Here is a 21,466-nt window from a genome sequence, read left to right on the forward strand (position 1 = left end):
TCAGGACGCCGCGTCCGTGGAGGCGGTGTCAGAGCGCCGAGCTGTTGTTGATGATGCAGATGTCCTCGACGAGGCCGTCCTCCTCCTCGATGCCGTGCGCGACGACGTCGACCTCGTCCTCGGCCTCGGTCGGCTCCGGGTTGATGGACTCGGGCATGCTGTCCTCCCTCTGCGAGTGCGGCGTCCGCTACGCCGGCCCCGGGCCACCGTAGGGAGCCCCGGTATGGCGGCGCTTGGCCGGCGGTTCGATTTCGGTATGACGGTTGGTCAGCAGCCGTTCAGCGGTGGCGAACCGGCACCCGCTCGGCGGCCCGGGCGGCCCGCTCCCGGGCGTACGCGTAGAGCAGCGCCGGCATCGCGAAGCGCACGTCGTCCGCGGGGCCGTCGGCGCCGGCGAGGGTGAGCAGGCTGGCCTCCAGGAGGTCCTCCAGGGTCCGCGCCGCCGTCCCCGGGTCGCAGTCCAGCACGGCCGCGGCCTCGTCGAGCGTGAACACCGGGCGGGCGAGCAGCCCGAGCCGCAGCACCGCCCGGTGCCCGGCCTCCGGCAGCTCCCCCACCGACCCGGCCAGCCGCACCCGCACCAGCGGGTCGCCGCCGCACAGCTCGTCCAGCAGGGCGCGCCCGCCGGTCAGCCGGGCACCGTACGCGCTCAGCGGCACGTGCCGCAGGAAGGCCAGCCGGTCGGCGACCAGCCGTACCCCGAGCGGCAGCAGCCCGGCGGCGCGCACGATCCGGGCGGCGGATTCGGGGTCCGCCGCGACCCGGTCCGCGCCGATCGTCCGCCCGAGGAACTCCACCGCCTCGTCCACCGCGAAGGGCGGCAGCCAGAACCGGTGGGCGCCCTCCAGCCCGATCAGCCGGGGCCGGGCGGTGACCACGACGGCGCTCTCCCCCGCCTCCGGCAGCAGCGGCCGGACCTCCGACTCGCGGCGGGCGTCGTCGACGACCACCAGGGCGCGGCGGCCGGTCAGCCACAGTTGCCAGGCCCAGCGCGGGTCGAAGCGGCCGGCGGCGCCGGGCGGCGCGCCACCGCGTCCGGCGGGGGCGGTGGCGGCCAGCAGCTGGCGCAGCACGTCCTCCAGCGGGCGCAGCCGGCCGTCGTCGCCGCGCAGCCGGACGAACAGCCGGCCGTCCGGGAACCGCTCGCCGAGCCGGTGCGCGGTGTGCACGGCGAGCGCGGTCTTCCCGGCGCCGAGCGGTCCGGTCAGCACGGCGAGCCGGCCGGCGCCGCCGGTGAGCACCTCCGCCAGGCGGCGGGCGGCGGCGGTGCGGCCGGTGAACGCCGGCGGGTCGGTGGGCAGCAGGTGCGGCGGCGGGCACGGGTCTACGGAGGCCGGGCGGGCGGCGGGGGCGGCAGGGGCGGCAGACCGCGGCGGGACCGGGCCCGCGCCCTGGTCGCAGAGCAGTGCGCGGTAGCAGCGGGCCAGCGCCGGGCTGGGCGGCAGGCCGAGCTCCTGGGCGAGCAGTTGGCGCAGCTCGTCGTAGACGGCGAGCGCCTCGGAGCGCCGCCCGGCCTGGCACAGCGCGGTCATCTGCAGCATCCGCAGCCGCTCGCGCAGCGGGTGGCGCTGGGCGGTCTCGGTGACCCGCTCGATCGCCACCGCCCCGCGCCCGGCGGCGAGTTCGGCGTCCAGCCAGTCCTCGAACACCCCGAGGAAGCGGCGGTCCAGGCGCTGCGCGGCCGCGTCGATCAGCGGGACGTCCCGGAACCCGTCCAGCGCCTGGCCGCGCCACAGCCCCAGCGCCTCCGCGAGCGCCCCGGCCCGGACGCGCTGCTCGAAGCGGAGCGCGTCGAGGCCGTCCTCGGCGGCGTGCAGGACGTAGCCGCCCGCCTGGTGGCTGATCCGCACCACCGGCGCCGCCCCGTTCCCCGGCTCCGCGGCGACCAGCCGGCGCAGTCCCGAGACGTACACCTGGAGGTTCTTGCGGGCGGTGCGCGGCGGGGCGTCGTCCCACAGCGCCTCGACGAGGGCCTCGGCCGACAGCCGGGTATTCGCGTGGGACAGCAGGGCCGCCAGGAGAATCTGTTGCTTCCGTGATCCCGCATCGAGCTCCCGGCCGTTCTCCAGCACGCGGAGCGGGCCGAGAATCCCGAATCCCACCGCCATCTCACGCCAACTTGATGACGAAGGAATGCCCTTCCACCTCGGCGTCCGCAACGGCGTCCAGCCGCTGTTTGACGGAATTGAGGACGGCCACCTCGTCCTCGGTGAGCCGGGACAGCACGTCCCGCTGCTCCAGGGTCAGCAGGTCGACCGGGTTGCCCGCCTGCCGGAGGGCGGCGAGGGCGTCGAAGGTCATGGTCCCCTCCTTCTCGGATGCCAGATCATCATCACCGCCGCCCGGGGACCCGTCCATGAGACCTTTGGGCCAGGAATCGCCGCCGGCCGCCGGCGCGGGGACGGCGGCGGTGAGAATCAGCGCGAGAAGTCCGGCCTGCAGTCTTGACCGGAGTCCCAGTTTCGCCAGAATGGCGGTGACGAACCGTTTGACCGTGCGTTCACTGACATGGAGTTCGTACGCTATCGAGCGGTTGTCGTATCCGAGGCCCAGCAGGTGCAGCACCGCGCGCTCGCGCGGGGTCAGCGCGCCGGCCAGCGGAAGCGCGGCCGCCGTCGGCAGCGGCGAGCGCCCCGGCACGCGGGGCGTTCCGCACGCCGGACACACCGGATCCCCACCACCCATCGACAGGATCCCCCCTCCGGCGGCACACCACTGCGGTGCCCTCATGCTGACGCCCGCACCGGACACCGGCAAGAGGGCGGACGTGCCCGGAGAATGCCACCTTCGCAGCGGCTCCGCGGTGTCGGTCCCGGTGGCTAGGGTGCCCGCATGGACTCACTGATCACCGCCATCACCGACAACCCCGAGGCCGCCGAGTTCCTCTCCTGGCCGGGCGACTTCGACCTCGACCGCGCGGAGCACGTGGAGGAGGTGCATCTCGCGTCCGGGGCGGCGCTGGAGGGCTTCGCCGGGGACGGCGCGGGGGGCAGCTACTTCTTCTGCGGCGACGGGGGCGAGGAGCGTCCGGTCCTGTACGCCGACTCCGAGGGCCAGGCGGGCCTGGTCGCGATCGGGCTGCCGGAGCTGCTGCGGCTGCTGCTGGTCGCGCCCTGGTGGCGCGACTGCCCGGGGTTCTCCGCGGCGGAGAGCGCCGAGGCGGCCGCCCCGTACCTCGCGGACCTGCCCGACCTGGCGGACCGACGGGACCGGGCGGCCGCGGCGCTCGGCCTGGTGCTCCCGTCCGAGGCCGAGGTGCTGGCCCGGCTGCGCGAGGTCGCCACGGGCGCCGCCGCTTCCGCATTCGTGCTGGTCTTCACCCCGGAGGACTCGCCCTACGAGTCGCTCTTCGCCGGGTGACGGCCGGCCGCCCCCGTCGGCGCTCTCCCGTCAGCGCCGGTCGGCTTCCGGGGCGGCATCCGCGAGCGCGTCCAGCACCGGGCGGATCAGCGGGTGGCCGTCGGCGCCGGCCCGGACGGCGGCGAAGACGCGGCGGGTGGCGAGGGCGCTGTCGACGGGGCGGACGGCGACCCGGGCCAGGTCGACGCCGAGCAGCGCCGAGCGCGGCACCAGCGCCACGCCCGCACCGGCGGAGGCCAGGGCGACGACGGCGCGGAAGTCGTCGGAGGAGTGCACCAGGCGCGGCTGGAACCCGGCGTGCTCGCAGGCCAGCAGCACCACGTCGTGGCACGGGTTGCCCGGGTAGGGGCCGATCCACGGCTCGCCGGCGAGGTCGGCCACCGCGATCGGGCCCTCGCCGGCGGCCAGCGGATGGGCGAGCGGCAGCACCGCCTCGAACGGTTCCGCGTAGAGCGGGACGCGGGTGAGGCGGGCGTCGTCGGCGCGCGGGGCGCCCCGGTACTCGACCGCCACCGCGAGGTCGGCGCGCCCGTCGAGCACCATCGGCAGGCTGGCGTCGCCCTCGGCGTCGAGCACCTTGAGCCGGACGCCGGGGGCGCGGGCGGCCAGGGTGCCGATGGCCGGGGCGAGGACGAGGGAGATGCCGGTGGCGAAGGAGGCGACGGTGACCTCGCCGCAGACGCCCGCGCTGTAGGCGGCGAGGTCGGCCTCGGCGCGTTCGAGCTGGGCGAGCACGGCGTCGGCGTGGCCGAGCAGGATCTCCCCGGCGGCGGTGAGCCGCACGCCCCGGCCCTCGCGGGCCAGCAGGTGGTGGCCGGTCTCCTGCTCCAGCGCGGCGAGCTGCTGCGAGACGGCGGAGGGGGTGAGGTAGAGCGCGGCCGCCGCGGCGGTCACCGTCCGGTGGTCCGCCACCGCTCGCAGGGTCCGCAGCCGTCTCGCGTCGATCACAGGCCAATTCTGCCAGCGTCCGCGGGGTCGCCGGGGTGGGGGGTGACGAACCGGTGAAGGGGAGGCGGCCGGAGTAGGAAGTCGGCCCGGCCGACTTCCCACTCCGCCGGGCTTGTCTGTTGCGCAGGCGGCGGGGCGGGGCCTCGCGGTGGGCGAGGGTGTCCAGGGCGGGGCGGTCGGCCGGGGCGCTCCAGCACTTTGCAAAGTGGAAACTTTGCAAAGTACGGAGACAGGGGAATCGCACAGAGGCCTGATGCCCCAAGGGATCTTGTGTACCGCTCAGCACTTGGCCCACACTTTGCAAAGTGTCGCTGTACTTTGCAAAGTGTGGGCTCGGGGCAGCACACAGGACAGGGCACGGGAAGGCGATGGCAGCCCCCGGAAACCGCGAACGGGAGTGGGAAGTCGGGCGGGCCGACTTCCCACTCCCGTCGCGGGAGGGTGGGGCAGGTGGTTCAGGGTGCCGTGCGGTGGCGGCGGGCCGGGCCGGCCGACGCCGCGCGGCGCGGGTGGTGAGCCCGTGGCGCGTCCGGTTCCGAGCGGACGCGCCACGGGCGATCGGGGGGCGGTTACTCGCCCAGCGCGGCGCGCGCGTCGATGAAGGCGGCCACGGCGCGCTCGACGTCCTCGGTGGTGTGCGCGGCCGAGAGCTGCACGCGGATCCGGGCCTGGCCGTGCGGCACGACCGGGTACGAGAAGCCGATCACGTAGACGCCGCGCTCCAGCAGCAGTTCGGCGAGACGGCCGGCCTTGGCGGCGTCGCCGATCATCACCGGGGCGATCGGGTGGTCTCCCGGCAGGATCTCGAAGCCGGCCTCGGTCATCTTCGAGCGGAACAGCGCCGTGTTGGCCGCCAGCCGCTCGCGCAGCTCGTTCGACTGCTCGACCAGGTCCAGCACCTTCAGCGAGGCGGCGGCGATCACCGGCGCCAGCGAGTTCGAGAACAGGTACGGACGCGACCGCTGGCGCAGCAGCGCGACGATCTCGCGGCGCGCGGCGACGTAGCCGCCGGAGGCGCCGCCGAGCGCCTTGCCCAGCGTGCCGGTGATGATGTCGACGCGGTCCAGCACGCCGTGCAGCTCGGGGGTGCCGCGCCCGTGCGCGCCGACGAAGCCGACGGCGTGCGAGTCGTCGACCATCACCATGGCGTTGTAGCGGTCGGCGAGGTCGCAGATCTCGCGCAGCGGGGCGACGTAGCCGTCCATGGAGAAGACGCCGTCGGTGACGATCAGGCGGCGGCGGGCGTCCTGGCTCTCCTTGAGCTGCTGCTCCAGGTCGGCCAGGTCGCGGTTGGCGTAGCGGTGGCGGCGGGCCTTGCACAGGCGGATGCCGTCGATGATGCTCGCGTGGTTGAGGGCGTCGGAGATGACGGCGTCGCGCTCGTCGAGCAGGGTCTCGAAGACGCCGCCGTTGGCGTCGAAGCAGGAGGAGTAGAGGATGGTGTCCTCCTGGCCGAGGAACGCGGAGAGGCGGTCCTCCAGCTCCTTGTGCACGTCCTGGGTGCCGCAGATGAAGCGGACGGACGCCATGCCGTAGCCCCAGCGGTCGAGGGCGTCCTTCGCCGCGGCGATCACCTCGGGGTGGTCGGCGAGGCCCAGGTAGTTGTTGGCGCAGAAGTTGAGCACCTCGCCGGGGGTGCCGCCGGTGGTGACGGTGACGGCGGCGCTCTGCGGGCTGCCGATGACCCGCTCCGGCTTGAAGAGGCCGGCCTCGCGGATCTCCTCGAGGGTGGCGGCGAGGTCGTCGCGCACGGTGTCGAACACAGCTGCTCCTAAGCGGGGTGGCAACGGGGGTGGCGAGGGTGGTGACGCGGGGGGATCAGGCGGTCCAGTCGAGGATGACCTTGCCGCAGCGGCCGCTCGCCGCCTCGTCGAAGGCGGCCTCGAAGTCGGTGGCGGGGTACCGGCCGGTGATCACGGGGCTGAGGTCGAGGCCGCCCTCCAGCAGGACGGACATCGCGTACCAGGTCTCGAACATCTCGCGGCCGTAGATGCCCTTGATGGTGAGCATGGAGGTGACGACGGAGGCCCAGTCGATCGGGAACTCCTCGGCGGGCAGGCCGAGCATGGCGATCTTGCCGCCGTGGGTCATGTTGGCGATCATCGACTGCAGCGCCTCGGGGCGGCCGGACATCTCCAGGCCGACGTCGAAGCCCTCGCGCAGGCCGAGCTTCTGCTGGCCCTCCTCGATGGTGTGCTCGGAGACGTCGAGGGCCAGCGAGACGCCGACCTTGCGGGCGAGGTCGAGGCGGTAGGGCGAGACGTCGGTGATCATCACATGGCGGGCGCCGGCGTGCTTGGCGACGGCGGCGGCCATGATGCCGATCGGCCCGGCGCCGGTGACCAGCACGTCCTCGCCGACCAGCGGGAAGGACAGCGCGGTGTGCACGGCGTTGCCGAAGGGGTCGAAGATCGCGGCGACGTCGAGGTCGACGGGGACCCGGTGGACCCAGACGTTGGAGGCGGGCAGGGCGACGTACTCGGCGAAGGCGCCGTCGCGGTTGACGCCGAGGCCGACGGTGTTGCGGCACAGGTGGCGGCGGCCGGCCAGGCAGTTGCGGCACTTGCCGCAGACCAGGTGGCCCTCGCCGCTGACCAGGTCGCCGACGGCGATGTCCGCGACGCTGGCGCCGATCTCGGCGACCTCGCCGACGAACTCGTGGCCGAGGACGAGCGGGGTCCTGATCGTCTGCTGGGCCCAGCCGTCCCACTTGCGGATGTGCAGGTCGGTGCCGCAGATGCCGGTGCGCAGCACCTTGATGAGGACCTCGCCGGGGCCGATCACCGGGGTGGGGACGTCCATCAGCCAGAGTCCGGGCTCGGCGTTCTGCTTGACGAGTGCCTTCACGGCGGTGGCTCCTGACGCACGGTGGGGGCGGCCTGGTGTGGGCAGGCCGACGGGGCCCGGTGGGTGGCGGCCCGGGAGGGCCGACGGGTCCTGGCGGGCCAGGGCCTGGCGGGGCCGGTTCCGGCGTCCGCATTCCGGGCAGGCAGAAATCTGCCTGGTGGGAGGGGGTGCGGTCCATCGAGGAATTCTTAAGGGCCGCGACAGCTCGGCTAAACGATCGTGCCCGAGCTGGGGTCGGGGGCCGTCGCGGCGTGCCGGTCGGCACTCCGACGGCGCAGCGCGCGGGGCGCGTTCGGGGTCAGTCGCGGCGGGCGGCGACGGTGTGCGCGAGGGCGGCCGCGGCGGTGAGGAGGGCGGCGGCGAGCGCCAGCAGCAGCGCGGTGGAGGCCAGCAGGTCCGCCGAGCGGTGGTGGGCGGAGAGCCGGGTGAGCAGGAGGTTGACCGGGGGCAGGCCCCTGCTCACGGTGAGGGCGAGGAGGAGGGCGAGGGCGAGCAGCAGGCCGTGACCGCGGTGGCGGACCAGCGGCCGGGAGGCGAGCAGGCCGACGGCGGTGCCGGTGAGGGCGCAGGTGAGCTGGGCCTCGGTGCCGAGCAGCAGGTCGGCGGCGGTGGGGGTGTGGGCGCCGACCAGCAGCGGCAGGGCGAGGCCGAGGGCGGTGAGGGGAAGGCAGCCGAGGAGGGCGGTGAGGACGGTGCCGGTGAGCAGGCGCAGCCGGCCGCCGGTGGCGGCGGTGAGCAGCGCGCGGTGGGAGCGGTCCTCCAGGCCGGTGAGCGCCATGGTGAGCCAGGTGGCGGCGAGCAGCATCGCGGCCGCGGCGGCGCCGTGGGCGGCGGTCAGCGGGCCGGTGTCGTCGCTGGTGAGGACGGCGACGAGGGCGGTGAACAGGAGCAGCGGGGCGAGGTGGCGCTGGGAGAGCAGGAGGGTGGTGAGCTGGTAGCGGACGAGGGCGGTCATCGGTCGGCGGTCCTCGGAGCGGCCACGGAGGCGGGTGCGGCGGCGGTTGCGGGCGCGGGCAGCGGCGCGGGGCGGGTGACGGCGCGGACGGACCACCGGTGGCGCAGCGCGGTCAGCAGAACGGCGTCGGCGTGCGCCTGGTCGACCCGCAGGTGGAGTTCGGGGCCGCGGCGGGTGAGGGCGAGGACGCCGGGCAGGGCCTGCCAGTCGGGGGCGTCCGGCCCGGGGCCGGTGAGGACGATCTCGGCGGGCGGTGCGCCGTCGCCCCGGTCGGCGTCGGCGCGCCGCGTCACCCGGCCGTCGGCGATCTCGCGGACGGCGGTGGCGTGGGCCTCGGCGACGGCTTCGCGGTGGTCGGTGAAGACCACGGCGCCGCCGCCGGCGGCGGTCTCGGCGATGAGTTCGGCGAGGACGGCGTGCGCGGAGGCGTCGAGGCCGGACCAGGGTTCGTCGAGCACCAGCAGGTCGGGCGGCACGAGCAGGGCCTGGGCGAGCGCGACCTTCTGGGCGTTGCCCTTGGAGAGGGTGCGCAGCGCGGCGTCGGGGCCGCCGACCAGGGCGAGCCGGTCGAGGAGCTGTCCGGCGCGGCGGCGGGCGGCGGCGGTGGGCAGGCCGCGGATGCGGCCGAGGTGGGTGAGGTAGGCGGTGGTGGTGAGGCGTTCGTGCGCGGTGAACCGGTCGGGGACGTAGCCGACGGCGGCCCGGCGGGTGGTGGCGGGGCCGGTGCGGCGGCCGGTGGTGGGGCGGGTGAGGCCGGCCAGGATCCGCAGCAGGGTGGACTTGCCCGAGCCGTTGGCGCCGAGGACGGCGAGGACGTCGCCGGGGGCGAGGCGCAGGTCGACGTCGCGCAGGATCCAGGGCCCGCGTCCGTAGCGTTTGCCGACGGCTTCGCAGTGCAGCACCTCGGTGTTCCCCTCCCGTCCGGTTCGGCGGTCGCACCCTATCCGGGCGCGGGTAGGGGGCGGGTAACGGTGGTGGGGGCGCGTGGTGGTGGGCGCGCGCGGGGTTGGGGCGGGCGGCTGACGGGTGGGTCCGTTCGGTCCAGCGGGCGGCCCGTGGGCGCGCGGGGCGCGGCGGCCGCGCATACGGTGGCGATCGCTTCCCCTTTGCGGGCCCGTGGAGCGCTGCTCCGGGCCCGTCCGGCCCAGAGAGGCGCCCCGAAGATGACGAACCGTGTGACGGCCCGAGCCACCACTGCCCGTCGGCGGCCCCCGGCCCGGCCGGCTCCGCCGGTGCTGGCGCTGGTCCTGGCCGGGCTGCTGGCCGCGGCCGGGTGTTCGGGCGGCTCGCCGTCCGAACGGCAGGCCGGGCCGGTGACGGCCGCACCGGCGGCGCTGAGCCCGACCGCCACGGCCAGTCCCACCACGAAGCCCAGTCCCACACCGACGAGCCCGACGCCGACGAGCCCTTCGCCGAGCCCGTCGTCGCCCGCGACCTCTCCCCCGGGCAGCGCCGCGAGCGGCGCCACGCTGCCGCTGACCTCGGACGTGACGGCGCGGCTGGACGCCGCGATCGGGCGGGTGCTGACGGAGGCGTCGGTGCCGGGGGTGATCGTCAACCTGTCGACGCCGCAGGGCGAGTACCTGAAGGCCTTCGGGGTGTCCGAGCGGGTGCCGGGCACGGCGATGGTGACCGGGCTCAACATGCGGATCGGCAGCGAGACGAAGACGTTCACGGTCACCGGTGTGCTGCGCCTGGTCGACCAGGGCAAGGTGGGGCTGGACGACCCGATCGGCAAGTACCTGGCGGGCGTGCCGAACGGCGGGCAGATCACCCTGCGGCAGCTGGCGAGCATGCGCAGCGGCCTGTTCTCGTACACCCGGGACGAGGACTTCGTGCGCGACCTCCAGGCGAACCCGCAGCGGTCGTTCACGCCCGACCAGCTGCTCGCGTACGCGTTCCGGCACCCGGTGGACTTCGCGCCGGGCGAGGAGTTCGAGTACTCCAACACCAACACCGTGCTGCTGGGGCAGGTGATCGAGAAGGTGGACGGGCGGCCGCTCGGGGAGTTCCTGAAGAAGGAGGTGTTCGAGCCGGCGGACCTGGGCCGCACGGTGTTCCCGACGGACAACGCGTTCCCGCAGCCGCACGCGCGCGGCTACACCAACCAGACGGCGGACGGGACGATCCAGGACGCCACGGACTGGAACCCGTCGTGGGGCTGGGCGGCGGGGGCGGCCATCTCGGACCAGGCGGACATGAAGAAGTGGGCGAAGGCGCTGGCCACCGGCTCGCTGCTGAAGCCGCAGACGCAGGCGCAGCGCCTGGAGCCGCAGCCGTCGACGGTGCCGGGCACCTGGTACGGGCTGGGGGTGTTCGACAACCACGGGTGGATCGGGCACAACGGTTCGCTGCCGGGCTACCAGGCGGTGGTGGTGTACCTGCCGTCGGCGCAGGCGTCGCTGGTGGTGCTGCTGAACACGGACGTCGAGTACCGGGGTTCGGCGCCGTCGACGCTGTTCGCGAAGGCGGTCACCGAGGTCGTCTCGCCGGCGAACGTCTACGACCTGCCGGCCGCCCCGACGGACGCGGACGAGCCGGCGGCGTCCCCGTCGGGCTCCCCGTCCGGGTCCCCGTCGGCGAAGGTGTCCTCGTCGGTGACGCCGCCCGGGCAGTCGGCCTGACGGCCCTCAGCTGCCGAGCACCTGGGCCAGGTCGTAGGAGACCGGCTCCTCCAGCTGTGCGTAGGTGCAGCTGTCGGGCGTGCGGTCGGGGCGCCAGCGGCGGAACTGGGCGGTGTGCCGGAAGCGGGTGCCCTCCATGTGGTCGTAGGCGACCTCGACGACGCGTTCGGGGCGCAGCGGGACCCAGGAGAGGTCCTTGCCCCCGGTCCAGCGGCTGGTCGCGCCGGGCAGCCGGGCGTCGGCGTGGGCGGCTTCGTCGGCCCAGGCGCCCCAGGGGTGGGCGGCGAGGTCGGTGGTGCGCAGCGGGGCGAGTTCCTCGGCGAGTTCGCGGCGGCGGGCCATGGAGAAGGCGGCGCAGACGCCGACGTGCTGGAGGCGGCCTTCGGCGTCGTGGAGGCCGAGCAGCAGGGAGCCGATGACGGGGCCGCTCTTGTGTTCGCGGTAGCCGGCGACGACGCAGTCGGCGGTGCGCTCGTGTTTGATCTTGTACATGGCGCGTTCGCCGGGCCGGTAGGGCTGGTCGAGGGGTTTGGCGACGATGCCGTCGAGGCCGGCGCCCTCGTACTGGGCGAACCAGCTGTGCGCGAGGTCGCGGTCGGTGGTGGTGGGGGCGGTGAAGACGGGGTCGGCGGCCGCGGCGAGGGCGGTCTCCAGGGCGCGGCGGCGGGCGTCGAGGGGCCGGTCGAGGAGGGCTTCGTCGCCGAGGGCGAGCAGGTCGAAGGCGACGAAGGAGGCGGGGGTGCGTTCGGCGAGGAGCCTGACGCGGCTGGCGGCGGGGTGGATGCGTTCGAGGAGTTCCTCGAAGCGCAGCCGGCCGTCGCGGGCGATCACGATCTCGCCGTCGAGGACGCAGCGCCCGGGGGTCTCGCGGCGCAGGGCCTCGACGAGCTCGGGGAAGTAGCGGGTGAGGGGCTTGCCGGTGCGGCTGCCGAGCTCGACCTCGTCGCCGTCGCGGAAGACGATGCTGCGGAAGCCGTCCCATTTGGCCTCGTACTGCATGCCGGGCGGGATCTTCGCGACGGACTTGGCGAGCATCGGGGCGACGGGCGGCATGACGGGCAGGTCCATGGTCCCGATCCTCGCGCCGAACGCTCCGGGGCGCGCGGTGGCCGGGGGCGCGGTGTCCGGGGTGCTTGGTGGCCGGGGCGCGCGACAGACGGAGCGCGCTTAGCGTGAGAGGCATGGGCTCTGCCGTGGAACTGGATGTCGCCGGGCGCACCGTCCGGCTGTCGAACCCGGACAAGGTGTACTTCCCGGAGCGCGGGTTCACGAAGCTGGACGTCGCGGAGTACTACCTGGCGGTGGCCGAGGGGGTGCTGCGCGGGCTGCGGGACCGGCCGACGACGCTGCAGCGGTTCCCGGACGGGGTGGAGGGCGAGTTCTTCTACCAGAAGCGGGCGCCGAAGGGCCTGCCGGAGTGGCTGCCGACGGCGCGGATCGCCTTTCCGAGCGGCCGGTCGGCGGACGAGATCTGCCCGACCGAGCCGGCGGCGGTGCTGTGGGCGGCGAACCTGGGGTGCCTGACCTTCCACCCGTGGCCGGTGCGGCGCTCGGACACCGACCATGTGGACGAGCTGCGGATCGACCTGGATCCGCAGCCGGGCACGGACTTCCGGGACGCGGCGCGGGCGGCGCAGGAGCTGCGGGCGGTGCTGGAGGAGCAGGGGCTGCGGGGGTGGCCCAAGACGTCGGGCGGGCGCGGGCTGCACGTGTACGTGCCGCTGGTGGCGCAGTGGTCGTTCACGGACGGGCGGCACGCGGTGATCGCGCTGGGCCGGGAGCTGGAGCGGCGGCTGCCGGGGCGGGTGACGACGGCGTGGTGGAAGGAGGAGCGCGGGGAGCGGATCTTCGTCGACTACAACCAGATGGCGCGGGACCGCACGATCGCCTCGGCGTACTCGCTGCGGGCGCGGCCGCGGGCGACGGCCTCGGCGCCGCTGCGCTGGGAGGAGCTGGACGACGCGCTGCCGGAGGACTTCGACCTGCGGACGCTGCCGGCCCGGTTCGCGCGGCTGGGGGACGTGCACGCGGCGATGGAGGACGAGCGGTTCCGGCTGGAGGGGCTGCTGGAGCTGTACGAGCGGCAGGTCGCGGAGGGCGCGCACGGCGAGCTGCCGTATCCGCCGGACCACCCGAAGGCGGCGGGCGAGCCGACCCGGGTGCAGCCGAGCCGGGCCCGGAGGAAGTCCTGACGGGGCACCACTAGGCTGGGCGTCCACGAAGGATCGCGAAGGATCACGAAGGACCACGGAGGGGCGGTCGCACGGTGGTGGCACGGGGGTTGCGGGAGATTCTGGCGGACGCGGCGGGCGGGGTGTTCCCGCCGGCGGACGGGTCGGTGACGGTGGTGGCGCAGCCGTCGCCGCGCGAGGCGGGGGTGGTGGCGTTCTCCGCGCACGCGGTGGTGTTCACGGACGAGGATCCGGCGTGGGTGCGCGCCGCGCTGGCGGCGGTGCCGAGCGATCCGCTGGCGGCGCCGCTGTGTCCGCCCTTCCTGAGCGCGTTCGCCGAGCGGACGGGGCGGGTGAACGGCAACATCGACCTGCTGACGGTGGCGGACCGGCTGCCGGGCGCGCCCGCGCTGGCGGTGGCGGAGGTCGGGGACCGGGAGCATCCGCGGGTGGTGCGGGCGCTGTGCTACCGCGAGGACGTCCGGGTGTTCGAGGCGGACGGCGGGCGCGGGGTGCTGGTGCTGGGGCGCGGGGTGGCCGGGCGCTGGGAGTGCGCGATCGAGGTGGACGAGGCGGCCCGCGGGCGCGGTCTGGGGCGGGCGCTGGCGCTGGCGGCCCGGCATCTGCTGCCGGAGGGCGAGCGGGTGTGGTCGCAGCAGGCGCCGGGGAACGCGACGAGCGTGCGGGCCTTCCAGGCGGCGGGCTACCGGCCGGTGGGGGCGGAGACCCTGCTGGTGGTGTCGTGAGCGCGCTCGCGGCCGTGCCCGAGGAGGTGCGGGAGAAGCTGGTGGTGCGGTTCGGGCCGGGGGCGCGGGCGTGGTGCGCGCAGTTGCCGGGGCTGGTGGACGCGCTGGCCGGCCGCTGGGGGCTGGCGGTGCGGGCGGCGGGCGGGGGCGGTACGGCGCGGGTGTTCCGCTGCGAGCGGCTCGCGGACGGCGCGGCGGTGTGGCTGAAGCTGACGCCGGACCCGGCGGTGGCCGGGCAGGAGGCGGCGGCGCTGCGCGCGTGGCGGGGCGTGCCGTCCGTGGTGCGGCTGCTGGAGGCCGACGCCGGGGCGGGTGCGCTGCTGCTCGCGGACGTCGCGCCGGGGACGGCGCTGCGCGAGCGCGGCTGGCGGACGGCGGAGGTGGCGGGGCTGCTCGGCGCGCTGCGGTCGGTACCCGTGGCCGGGGTGGCGCTGCCGCCGTTGGCGGAGCGGGTGGAGTTCCTGTTCGGGCTGACCGGCCGCCGGGCCCCGGGCGTGCCGACGGCCGACGCGCGGGCGCTGGCCCGGGAGCTGACCGGCGACGGCGCCCCGGTGGCGCTGGTGCACGGCGACCTGCACCCGGCGAACGTGCTGCTCGGGCCGGACGGCCCGGTGGCGATCGATCCGCGCGCGTGCCTGGGCGACCCGGACTTCGACCTGGTCGACTGGGCGCTCGACGGGGTCACCGACCGGGCGGCGCTGACGGCCCGGATCGGCGAGCTGGCGGCGCTGGTCCCCGGCGCGGACGCCGACCGGGTACTGGCCTGGTGCCGGGCGACGGCGGTGGTGATCGCCGCCCCGCGGCTGGTGGCCGGCCGCCGGGACGCCGGGACCCTCTTCCTCCGGGAGCTCGCGGGCCTGTAAACACGACCCGTCCGGCGGTCAGAGCGGGCCGGCGGCGGTCGGGGCCTCGGAGCTTGCGAAGGCGACACAGGCGCAGACGGCCATGAGCAGGACGACGAGGACCGTGCCGGCCGTCAGCTTGAAGGCGCCGCCGGGCGGCCTGCCGAGGGCCAGTACGGACAGCAGCAGGGCCACCGGAACCGCCGCGAGGCCCGTCAGCAGCATGCCGAGCCACCAGACCGTCGCCCGCGCCCCGGTCTCGTGGCAGCGCCCGTCGGTACAGCGCACCTCGATCTCGCCGTGCCGGCCGGTCGGGTCCGCGTCGATGGTGCAGCAACGGACGGGCTCACCGCCGTCCGGGGTGAAGCGGCCGCAGCGGCCGGCCGGCCGTTCGGCGGGTGGCGGGCAGTCCTCGCGCAGGAACCGGCCGTGCACGCCCGCACCGCCGGTCGACTCGACGAGGCGCGGGGCGGTGAGGGCGACGGCCACGGCGGCGAACGCGATCAGGACGAGCGCGCAGACGCCCGCGGCGAGCCGGGCGGCGCCCCGCGGTAACCGGGGCCGGGCGGGCGCGCTCATGCCCGGCCCGGCCCGGTCGCCGGGGCGGTGGCGGCGATGATCCGCACCGCGTCGGCGATCTGCGTGTCCGTCAGGTCACCCCGGGCGGTCAGGCGCAGCCGCGAGACGCCGTCGGGGACGGACGGCGGGCGGAAGCAGCCGACGGCGAGGCCGGCGCGGCGGCAGTCGGCGGCCCAGGCGACGGCGGCCTCGGGGCCGGGGGCGCGCACCGAGACGACAGCCGCGTCGGGGGTGGAGGCGTGCAGGCCGGCGGCGGCGAGGCGGGCGGCGAGGGCGCGGGCGACCTCGCGGGCGCGGTCGGCGCGGTGGGGTTCGGCCCGCAGCAGGCGCAGGGCGCCCAGCGCCGCGCCGGCGGCGGCGGGGGCGAGGCCGGTGTCGAAGATGAAGGTGCGGGCGGTCTCGGTGAGGTGGCGGATGACGCGGCGCGGGCCGAGGACGGCGCCGCCCTGGGAGCCGAGGGACTTGGAGAGGGTGACGGTGGTGACGACGTCGGGCGCGCCGGCGAGGCCGGCGGCGGCGGTGGCGCCGGTGCCGCCGGGGCCGAGGACGCCGAGGCCGTGCGCGTCGTCGACGAGCAGGGCGGCGCCGAACCGCCGTGCGGCGGCGGCGAGTTCGGCGAGCGGGGCGGCGTTGCCGTCGACCGAGAACACGGAGTCGGTGACCACCAGGGCGCGGCGCTGGGCACGCTCGGCGAGGATGTCGGCGACGGCGCGCGGGTCGCTGTGCGGGGCGCGGTGGACGTCGGCGCGGGCGAGGCGGCAGCCGTCGATCAGCGAGGCGTGGTTGTAGGCGTCGGAGACGATCAGGGTGTCGGGGTCGGTGAGCGCGGTGAGCGCGGCCAGGTTGGCGGTGTACCCGGAGGAGAACACCAGCGCCGCCTCGGCCCCGCAGAAGGCGGCGAGCTCCTCCTCCAGTTCGGTGTGCAGCGCGGTGGTGCCGGTGACCAGCCGCGAGCCGGTGGCGCCGGCGCCCCAGCGCAGCGCGGCGTCGGCGGCGGCCCGGGTGACGGCGGGGTGGCGGGTGAGCCCGAGGTAGTCGTTGCCCGCGAGGTCGAGGACGGGGTCGTCGGCGGGCCGGCTGCGCAGCGTGCGGGTCAGCCCGGCCCGGGCCCGCTGCCCGGCGGTCTCGTCGAGCCAGTCGAACACGGCGGCGGGATCGGCGGCGAGGGCTGCGCCGGCCTCGGGCGCCTCGGGCGCGGTGCGGTTGACCATGCCCGGCACTCTGGCACGCCCCTCCCGACCCGGGCAATGTGCGCCGGGGCACAGTCCGGGGGTGGGTGGCTTCCTCGGCTCGGACCTGCCCGAGCAGGAGCAACTCTTCGCCGACGTCGCCCGCCGCACCGTCGCTGAGATCGTCCGGCAGGAGGGCTGCCCCGGCGTGCGGATCGCCGAGCGGGCGCCCGTGGTGGCGGGGTGATGGGCGCGGGCTTTGCCGGGGGTGGCGGCGAGCAGGCAAGATAGCCGGGTGACCCTCCTTGATCTGATGCCGAAGCCCGCCACGCCCGACGCGCTGTACGAGACGTTCGCCGCCTGGGTGGAGGAGCGTGGGATCTCGCTGTACCCGGCGCAGGAGGAGGCGCTGATCGAGCTCGTGTCGGGGAACAACGTGATCCTGGCGACGCCCACCGGCTCGGGAAAGAGCCTGGTGGCGGCCGGTGCGCACTTCGCGGCGCTGGCGGAGGGGCAGCGGACGTTCTACACGGCGCCGATCAAGGCGCTGGTGTCGGAGAAGTTCTTCGACCTGGTGAAGATGTTCGGGACCGAGCAGGTCGGCATGATGACGGGTGACGCATCGGTGAACCCGACGGCGCCGATCATCTGCTGCACCGCCGAGGTGCTGGCGCAGATCGCGCTGCGTGACGGGACCCGGGCGGACATCGGCCAGGTCGTCATGGACGAGTTCCACTTCTACGCGGAGCCGGACCGCGGCTGGGCCTGGCAGATCCCGCTGCTGGAGCTGCCGCAGGCGCAGTTCCTGCTGATGTCGGCGACGCTGGGCGACGTGCGGCGCTTCGAGGAGGACCTGACCCGCCGCACCGGGCGTCCGACGACGGTGGTGCGCAACGCGACCCGTCCGGTGCCGCTGTTCTACGAGTACCGCCGCACCACCATGCACGACACGCTGGAGGAGCTGCTCAAGACCGACCAGGCGCCGGTCTACGTCGTGCACTTCACGCAGAAGGAGGCGGTGGAGCGGGCGCAGTCGCTGATGAGCATCAACATGTGCTCGAAGGCGGAGAAGGACGCCATCGCCGAGCTGATCGGCAACTTCCGCTTCACCACCAAGTTCGGCCGCAACCTGTCGCGCTTCGTGCGGCACGGGATCGGCGTGCACCACGCGGGCATGCTGCCGAAGTACCGGCGACTGGTCGAACGCCTCGCCCAGGCGGGCCTGTTGAAGGTGATCTGCGGGACGGACACGCTGGGCGTGGGCGTCAACGTGCCGATCCGCACCGTGCTGTTCACGGCGCTGTCGAAGTACGACGGGCAGCGGGTGCGGATCCTGCGGGCGCGCGAGTTCCACCAGATCGCCGGGCGGGCCGGGCGGGCCGGGTTCGACACGGTCGGCCAGGTGGTGGCACAGGCACCCGAGCACGTCATCGAGAACGACAAGGCCGTCGCCAAGGCGGGCGACGACCCGAAGAAGCGGCGGAAGATCGTCCGCAAGAAGGCGCCGGAGGGCTTCGTCGGCTGGTCCGAGGAGACCTTCGAGAAGCTGATCGCCGCCGACCCGGAGCCGCTGGTCTCCCGGTTCAAGGTGAGCCACGCGATGCTGCTGTCGGTGATCGGCCGGCCCGGCAACGCCTTCGAGGCGATGCGCAAGCTGCTCACCGACAACCACGAGGACCGCGCCGCGCAGCGCCGGCACATCCGCACCGCGATCGCCATCTACCGCTCGCTGCTGGAGGGCGGCGTGGTGGAGCGCCTCCCGGAGCCGGACGCCGAGGGCCGGATCGTGCGCCTGACCCTGGACCTCCAGGAGAACTTCGCGCTCAACCAGCCGCTGTCCACCTTCGCGCTGGCCTCCTTCGAGCTGCTCGACCCCACCTCGCCGTCGTACGCGATGGACGTGGTGTCGGTGGTCGAGGCGACCCTGGACGACCCGCGCCAGATCCTCGCCGCGCAGCAGAACAAGGCCCGCGGCGAGGCCGTCGGCGAGATGAAGCGCGACGGCATCGAGTACGAGGAGCGCATGGAGCGGCTCCAGGAGATCACCTACCCGAAGCCGCTGGAGGAACTGCTCACCCACGCCTACGAGGTGTACCGGCGGGCGCACCCGTGGATCGGCGACCACCAGCTCCAGCCGAAGGCGGTGGTGCGCGACCTCTACGAGCGGGCGATGACCTTCTCGGACTACGTCGGCCACTACGAGCTGGCCCGCACCGAGGGCATCGTGCTGCGCTACCTGGCGGGCGCGTACAAGGCGCTGGAGCAGACCGTCCCCGAGGACGTCAAGACCGACGACCTGAAGGACGTCATCGCCTGGCTCGGCGAGCTGGTCCGCCAGGTCGACTCCAGCCTGCTGGACGAGTGGGAGCAGCTGGCCAACCCGACCGAGCCGCAGGCCGCCGAGGTGGCGCTGGACGACAGGCCGGCGCCGGTGACGGCGAACGCGCGGGCCTTCCGGGTGCTGGTGCGCAACGAGATGTTCCGCCGGGTGGAGCTGTGCGCGCTGGAGCACTACGACGAACTCGGCGCGCTGGACGGCGAGTACGGCTGGGACGCGGACCGCTGGGCGGACGCCCTGGACGGGTACTGGGAGGAGTACGACGACCTCGGCACCGGCCCGGACGCGCGCGGCCCGAAGATGCTGATCATCGAGCAGGAGGACTCGGCCTGGCGGGTCCGGCAGATCTTCGACGACCCGGCGGGCGACCACGACTGGGGCATCAGCGCCGAGGTCGACCTCTACGGCTCGGACGAGGAGGGCCGCGCGGTGCTGCGGGTCACGGCCGTGGACCGGCTGGGCGGCTGACGGGCCGTCGGCCCTGGACGGATCGGCCCCCGCCCTGGCAGGGCGGGGGCCGATCCGTCCAAGGCCGCTGCATCCAGGGCCGCTACATCCAGACGAACGGCGCCCCGCCGGTGAAGGAGATCGCCCGGGTCGCCTCGTCGAGCATCTGGTCGAGGTTGGCGGCGCTCATCGAGGGCACCGGCAGCGGGCTCACCGCGGAGCCGGACGGGCTCGGCGTGCCGGAGGCGGCGCCGGTGCGCGCGGCCTCGCTGGGCCGCGAGCTGGTCACCGTCACGTAGTGGCCGACCAGTTCGACCCGCGGGTCGGTCGCCGGCCGGGCCGCACCGGCGGGCAGCGCGGGGGCGGTGGAGGCGTCCGGGAGGATGAAGGCGACCGAGCTCGGCTTGGCCCGCAGCGACTCGGCGGCCTTGGCGGCGGACGGGGCGTCGGCGAAGCGCAGCAGGGTGATGCTGCTGAGCACCGGCTTCTCCTGGGCGGTGAAGCTGACGGCCAGGTAGCCCTTGCAGCCGGCCTCGCGCAGCAGCTCCAGGGTGCGGTCCTGGAGCACCTCGGTGCAGTTCTCGCCGCGCCGCACCCCGGAGCGCTTGCCCTTGTAGCCGCCGGACTCCACGACCTTCTGGGCCGGGAAGTAGGTGTCGACGTCGAGGGCCTCGGGGTCGGCGACGGTGCGCGGCTGCGGGTCGCCGACGATCGGCGGGGTCTTGGACGCCTCCTTGCTGGAGGGGCCGAGCCCGGGTATGTAGTCGCCGGGCGTGGGCCGGGTGACGATCCAGCCCCCGGCCGCCACCACGCCGACGACGGCGACCCAGCCGACGGCCCGCCGGGCGCTCACACGTCTGGCCCGGTAACCCCCGGCCGGACGCTGGACGGTGTGTTCTGCCGGTGGCCCGGCCGGTTGCTGTGCCGATGACGGGGCGCGCTCCCCCTGCGTGGTCATGCGGCAGATTGTATGCAGGTCACGGGTGGTGGAGATCACTGGGTAGCGGGCCCGCAGCGGGCCGCGGTCCGGGCCCGGCGACCGACGTGACCTGCGCCACTACCGTGAGCTGCGACACTGTGACAACTCGCACAGCTTCCCCGGGATCTTCTGGTGGGTTTCCTCTGGCGTCCCTCGCGGGGCAGCAGGCAGGATCAGCCCCATGGATCTGCTCGATACCCTCACCGCCAAGGGCCTGCGTGGGGAGACCCCCACCCGCGAGGAGGCGCTCGCCGTCCTCGCCACCACCGACGACGAGCTGCTCGACGTGGTCGCGGCCGCCGGGCGGGTGCGCCGGCAGTGGTTCGGCCGCCGGGTGAAGCTCAACTACCTGGTGAACCTGAAGAGCGGACTGTGCCCGGAGGACTGCTCGTACTGTTCGCAGCGCCTGGGCTCCAAGGCCGAGATCCTGAAGTACACCTGGCTGAAGCCGGACCAGGCCGCCGAGGCGGCGAAGGCCGGTGTGTCGGGCGGCGCCAAGCGGGTCTGCCTGGTGGCGAGCGGCCGCGGGCCGACGGACCGTGACATCGACCGGGTGACCGACACCGTGGCGGCCATCAGGGAGGCCGACCCCGCGGTGGAGGTCTGCGCCTGCCTGGGCCTGCTCTCCGGCAACCAGGCGGAGCGGCTGAAGGCGGCCGGCGTCGACGCCTACAACCACAACCTGAACACCTCCGAGGGCACCTACGGCGACATCACCACCACCCACACCTACGCGGACCGGGTGGACACCGTGCAGAAGGCGCACGGCGCGGGCCTGTCGGCCTGCTCGGGCCTGATCGCGGGCATGGGCGAGAGCGACGAGGACCTGCTGGACGTGGTGTTCGCCCTGCGCGAGCTGGGTTCGGACTCGGTGCCGGTGAACTTCCTCATCCCGTTCGAGGGCACCCCGCTGGCCAAGGAGTGGAACCTCACCCCGCAGCGCTGCCTGCGGATCCTGGCGATGGTGCGGTTCGTCCACCCGGACACCGAGGTGCGGATCGCCGGCGGCCGCGAGGTGCACCTGCGCAGCCTGCAGCCGCTCGGCCTGCACCTCGCCAACTCCATCTTCCTGGGCGACTACCTGACCAGCGAGGGCCAGGCCGGGCAGGCCGACCTCGACATGATCCGGGACGCCGGGTTCGAGGTCGAGGGCATGGGCGAGGCCACCCTGCCGCGGCACCGCGCGGACGTCTCGGCGGAAGCGGCCGACGCGGCCGGCGCGGCGGCGGGCGCCGTCGGCGGCTGCGGCACAGCCCCGGCGGCCGGCGCGTGCGGGACGGCGGGCGGCGGCTGCGGTCCGTGCGGCGGCCACGCCCACGGTGACGCCGCCCCGGAGGCTGGCGAGGAGACGCGCACCGACCTGGTGCGGGTGCGCCGCCGCGGCGCCGGCACCGAACTGGCGCCCAACGCCTGAGCCCACGGCACCCCAGCCCCCGCCGCCCGAGCCTCCGACGAACACCC

Annotated in this window: 20 protein-coding genes; 8 read left to right on the forward strand and 12 right to left on the reverse strand. The window is 74.9% G+C overall.

From position 1 onward, the window contains the following. Positions 1-28: 28 nt before the first annotated feature. The 3 genes from ACFCLZ_RS04555 to ACFCLZ_RS04565 all read right to left on the reverse strand — a co-directional run bounded on the left by ACFCLZ_RS04555 (position 29) and on the right by ACFCLZ_RS04565 (position 2,640). Positions 29-157: a hypothetical protein gene (locus tag ACFCLZ_RS04555; RefSeq protein ID WP_380283356.1), complete on the reverse strand. Its 129-nt coding sequence runs from the start codon at positions 155-157 to the stop codon at positions 29-31. 121 nt (positions 158-278) lie between these two features. After that, positions 279-2,108 carry a BTAD domain-containing putative transcriptional regulator gene (locus tag ACFCLZ_RS04560; RefSeq protein ID WP_380283357.1) on the reverse strand — a complete coding sequence of 610 codons (1,830 nt, stop codon included), beginning with the start codon at positions 2,106-2,108 and terminating at the stop codon, positions 279-281. A gap of 1 nt (position 2,109) precedes the next feature. Beyond that, complete coding sequence (locus ACFCLZ_RS04565) at positions 2,110-2,640, reverse strand: helix-turn-helix transcriptional regulator (RefSeq protein ID WP_380283358.1); 531 nt, start codon at positions 2,638-2,640, stop codon at positions 2,110-2,112. A 192-nt stretch (positions 2,641-2,832) separates the two neighbouring features. On the opposite strand from ACFCLZ_RS04565, the gene ACFCLZ_RS04570 reads away from it, so the two are divergent. After that, positions 2,833-3,360 (forward strand): hypothetical protein, encoded by a 528-nt coding sequence (locus ACFCLZ_RS04570; RefSeq protein WP_380283359.1) that lies wholly within the window; start codon positions 2,833-2,835, stop codon positions 3,358-3,360. A 30-nt stretch (positions 3,361-3,390) separates the two neighbouring features. Here ACFCLZ_RS04570 and ACFCLZ_RS04575 read toward each other — a convergent pair whose 3' ends face one another. From ACFCLZ_RS04575 to ACFCLZ_RS04595, 5 genes are all read right to left on the reverse strand, one after another. Next, a complete protein-coding gene (locus ACFCLZ_RS04575; RefSeq protein ID WP_380283360.1) occupies positions 3,391-4,308 on the reverse strand; it encodes a LysR family transcriptional regulator in 918 nt (305 codons plus the stop codon). Between the two features lie 569 nt (positions 4,309-4,877). Continuing rightward, positions 4,878-6,071, reverse strand: coding sequence for a glycine C-acetyltransferase (locus ACFCLZ_RS04580; RefSeq protein WP_380283361.1), 1,194 nt, complete (start codon positions 6,069-6,071; stop codon positions 4,878-4,880). Positions 6,072-6,126: 55 nt separating this feature from the next. After that, complete coding sequence (gene tdh / locus ACFCLZ_RS04585) at positions 6,127-7,155, reverse strand: L-threonine 3-dehydrogenase (RefSeq protein WP_380283362.1); 1,029 nt, start codon at positions 7,153-7,155, stop codon at positions 6,127-6,129. A gap of 298 nt (positions 7,156-7,453) precedes the next feature. Further along, on the reverse strand, positions 7,454-8,110 hold the full coding sequence (locus ACFCLZ_RS04590) for a hypothetical protein (protein ID WP_380283363.1): 657 nt from the start codon (positions 8,108-8,110) through the stop codon (positions 7,454-7,456). Continuing rightward, on the reverse strand, positions 8,107-9,009 hold the full coding sequence (locus tag ACFCLZ_RS04595; RefSeq protein ID WP_380286075.1) for an ATP-binding cassette domain-containing protein: 903 nt from the start codon (positions 9,007-9,009) through the stop codon (positions 8,107-8,109). The genes ACFCLZ_RS04590 and ACFCLZ_RS04595 overlap by 4 nt, the downstream gene beginning before the upstream one ends. A gap of 264 nt (positions 9,010-9,273) precedes the next feature. On the opposite strand from ACFCLZ_RS04595, the gene ACFCLZ_RS04600 reads away from it, so the two are divergent. Beyond that, positions 9,274-10,734, forward strand: coding sequence for a serine hydrolase domain-containing protein (locus tag ACFCLZ_RS04600; RefSeq protein WP_380283364.1), 1,461 nt, complete (start codon positions 9,274-9,276; stop codon positions 10,732-10,734). Positions 10,735-10,740: 6 nt separating this feature from the next. Here the strand turns inward: ACFCLZ_RS04600 and ACFCLZ_RS04605 are convergent, their stop codons facing one another. Beyond that, positions 10,741-11,802, reverse strand: coding sequence for an ATP-dependent DNA ligase (locus ACFCLZ_RS04605; protein ID WP_380283365.1), 1,062 nt, complete (start codon positions 11,800-11,802; stop codon positions 10,741-10,743). A 125-nt stretch (positions 11,803-11,927) separates the two neighbouring features. On the opposite strand from ACFCLZ_RS04605, the gene ligD reads away from it, so the two are divergent. The 3 genes from ligD (at position 11,928) to ACFCLZ_RS04620 (ending at position 14,514) form a co-directional block, all read left to right on the forward strand. After that, on the forward strand, positions 11,928-12,926 hold the full coding sequence (gene ligD / locus ACFCLZ_RS04610) for a non-homologous end-joining DNA ligase (RefSeq protein WP_380286076.1): 999 nt from the start codon (positions 11,928-11,930) through the stop codon (positions 12,924-12,926). Between the two features lie 89 nt (positions 12,927-13,015). Next, a complete protein-coding gene (locus tag ACFCLZ_RS04615) occupies positions 13,016-13,651 on the forward strand; it encodes a GNAT family N-acetyltransferase (RefSeq protein WP_380283366.1) in 636 nt (211 codons plus the stop codon). Then, complete coding sequence (locus tag ACFCLZ_RS04620) at positions 13,648-14,514, forward strand: aminoglycoside phosphotransferase family protein (protein WP_380283367.1); 867 nt, start codon at positions 13,648-13,650, stop codon at positions 14,512-14,514. The genes ACFCLZ_RS04615 and ACFCLZ_RS04620 overlap by 4 nt, the downstream gene beginning before the upstream one ends. Before the next feature lie 18 nt (positions 14,515-14,532). Here the strand turns inward: ACFCLZ_RS04620 and ACFCLZ_RS04625 are convergent, their stop codons facing one another. Next, on the reverse strand, positions 14,533-15,072 hold the full coding sequence (locus tag ACFCLZ_RS04625; RefSeq protein WP_380283368.1) for a hypothetical protein: 540 nt from the start codon (positions 15,070-15,072) through the stop codon (positions 14,533-14,535). Continuing rightward, positions 15,069-16,283 (reverse strand): 8-amino-7-oxononanoate synthase, encoded by a 1,215-nt coding sequence (locus ACFCLZ_RS04630; protein ID WP_380283369.1) that lies wholly within the window; start codon positions 16,281-16,283, stop codon positions 15,069-15,071. The genes ACFCLZ_RS04625 and ACFCLZ_RS04630 overlap by 4 nt, the downstream gene beginning before the upstream one ends. A 61-nt stretch (positions 16,284-16,344) precedes the next feature. On the opposite strand from ACFCLZ_RS04630, the gene ACFCLZ_RS04635 reads away from it, so the two are divergent. Beyond that, positions 16,345-16,488 carry a hypothetical protein gene (locus ACFCLZ_RS04635; protein WP_380283370.1) on the forward strand — a complete coding sequence of 48 codons (144 nt, stop codon included), beginning with the start codon at positions 16,345-16,347 and terminating at the stop codon, positions 16,486-16,488. A gap of 66 nt (positions 16,489-16,554) precedes the next feature. After that, positions 16,555-19,047 (forward strand): DEAD/DEAH box helicase, encoded by a 2,493-nt coding sequence (locus ACFCLZ_RS04640; protein WP_380286077.1) that lies wholly within the window; start codon positions 16,555-16,557, stop codon positions 19,045-19,047. Between the two features lie 82 nt (positions 19,048-19,129). On the opposite strand, the gene ACFCLZ_RS04645 is transcribed toward ACFCLZ_RS04640, so the two are convergent. Further along, positions 19,130-19,984, reverse strand: a complete 855-nt coding sequence (locus ACFCLZ_RS04645) for a hypothetical protein (protein WP_380283371.1) — start codon at positions 19,982-19,984, stop codon at positions 19,130-19,132. 202 nt (positions 19,985-20,186) lie between these two features. Between ACFCLZ_RS04645 and bioB the strand changes: the two genes are divergently transcribed. After that, a complete protein-coding gene (bioB, locus tag ACFCLZ_RS04650) occupies positions 20,187-21,419 on the forward strand; it encodes a biotin synthase BioB (RefSeq protein ID WP_380283372.1) in 1,233 nt (410 codons plus the stop codon). Positions 21,420-21,466: the final 47 nt, after the last annotated feature.

Source organism: Kitasatospora purpeofusca (assembly GCF_042691725.1).
Lineage (GTDB): Bacteria > Actinomycetota > Actinomycetes > Streptomycetales > Streptomycetaceae > Kitasatospora > Kitasatospora purpeofusca_B.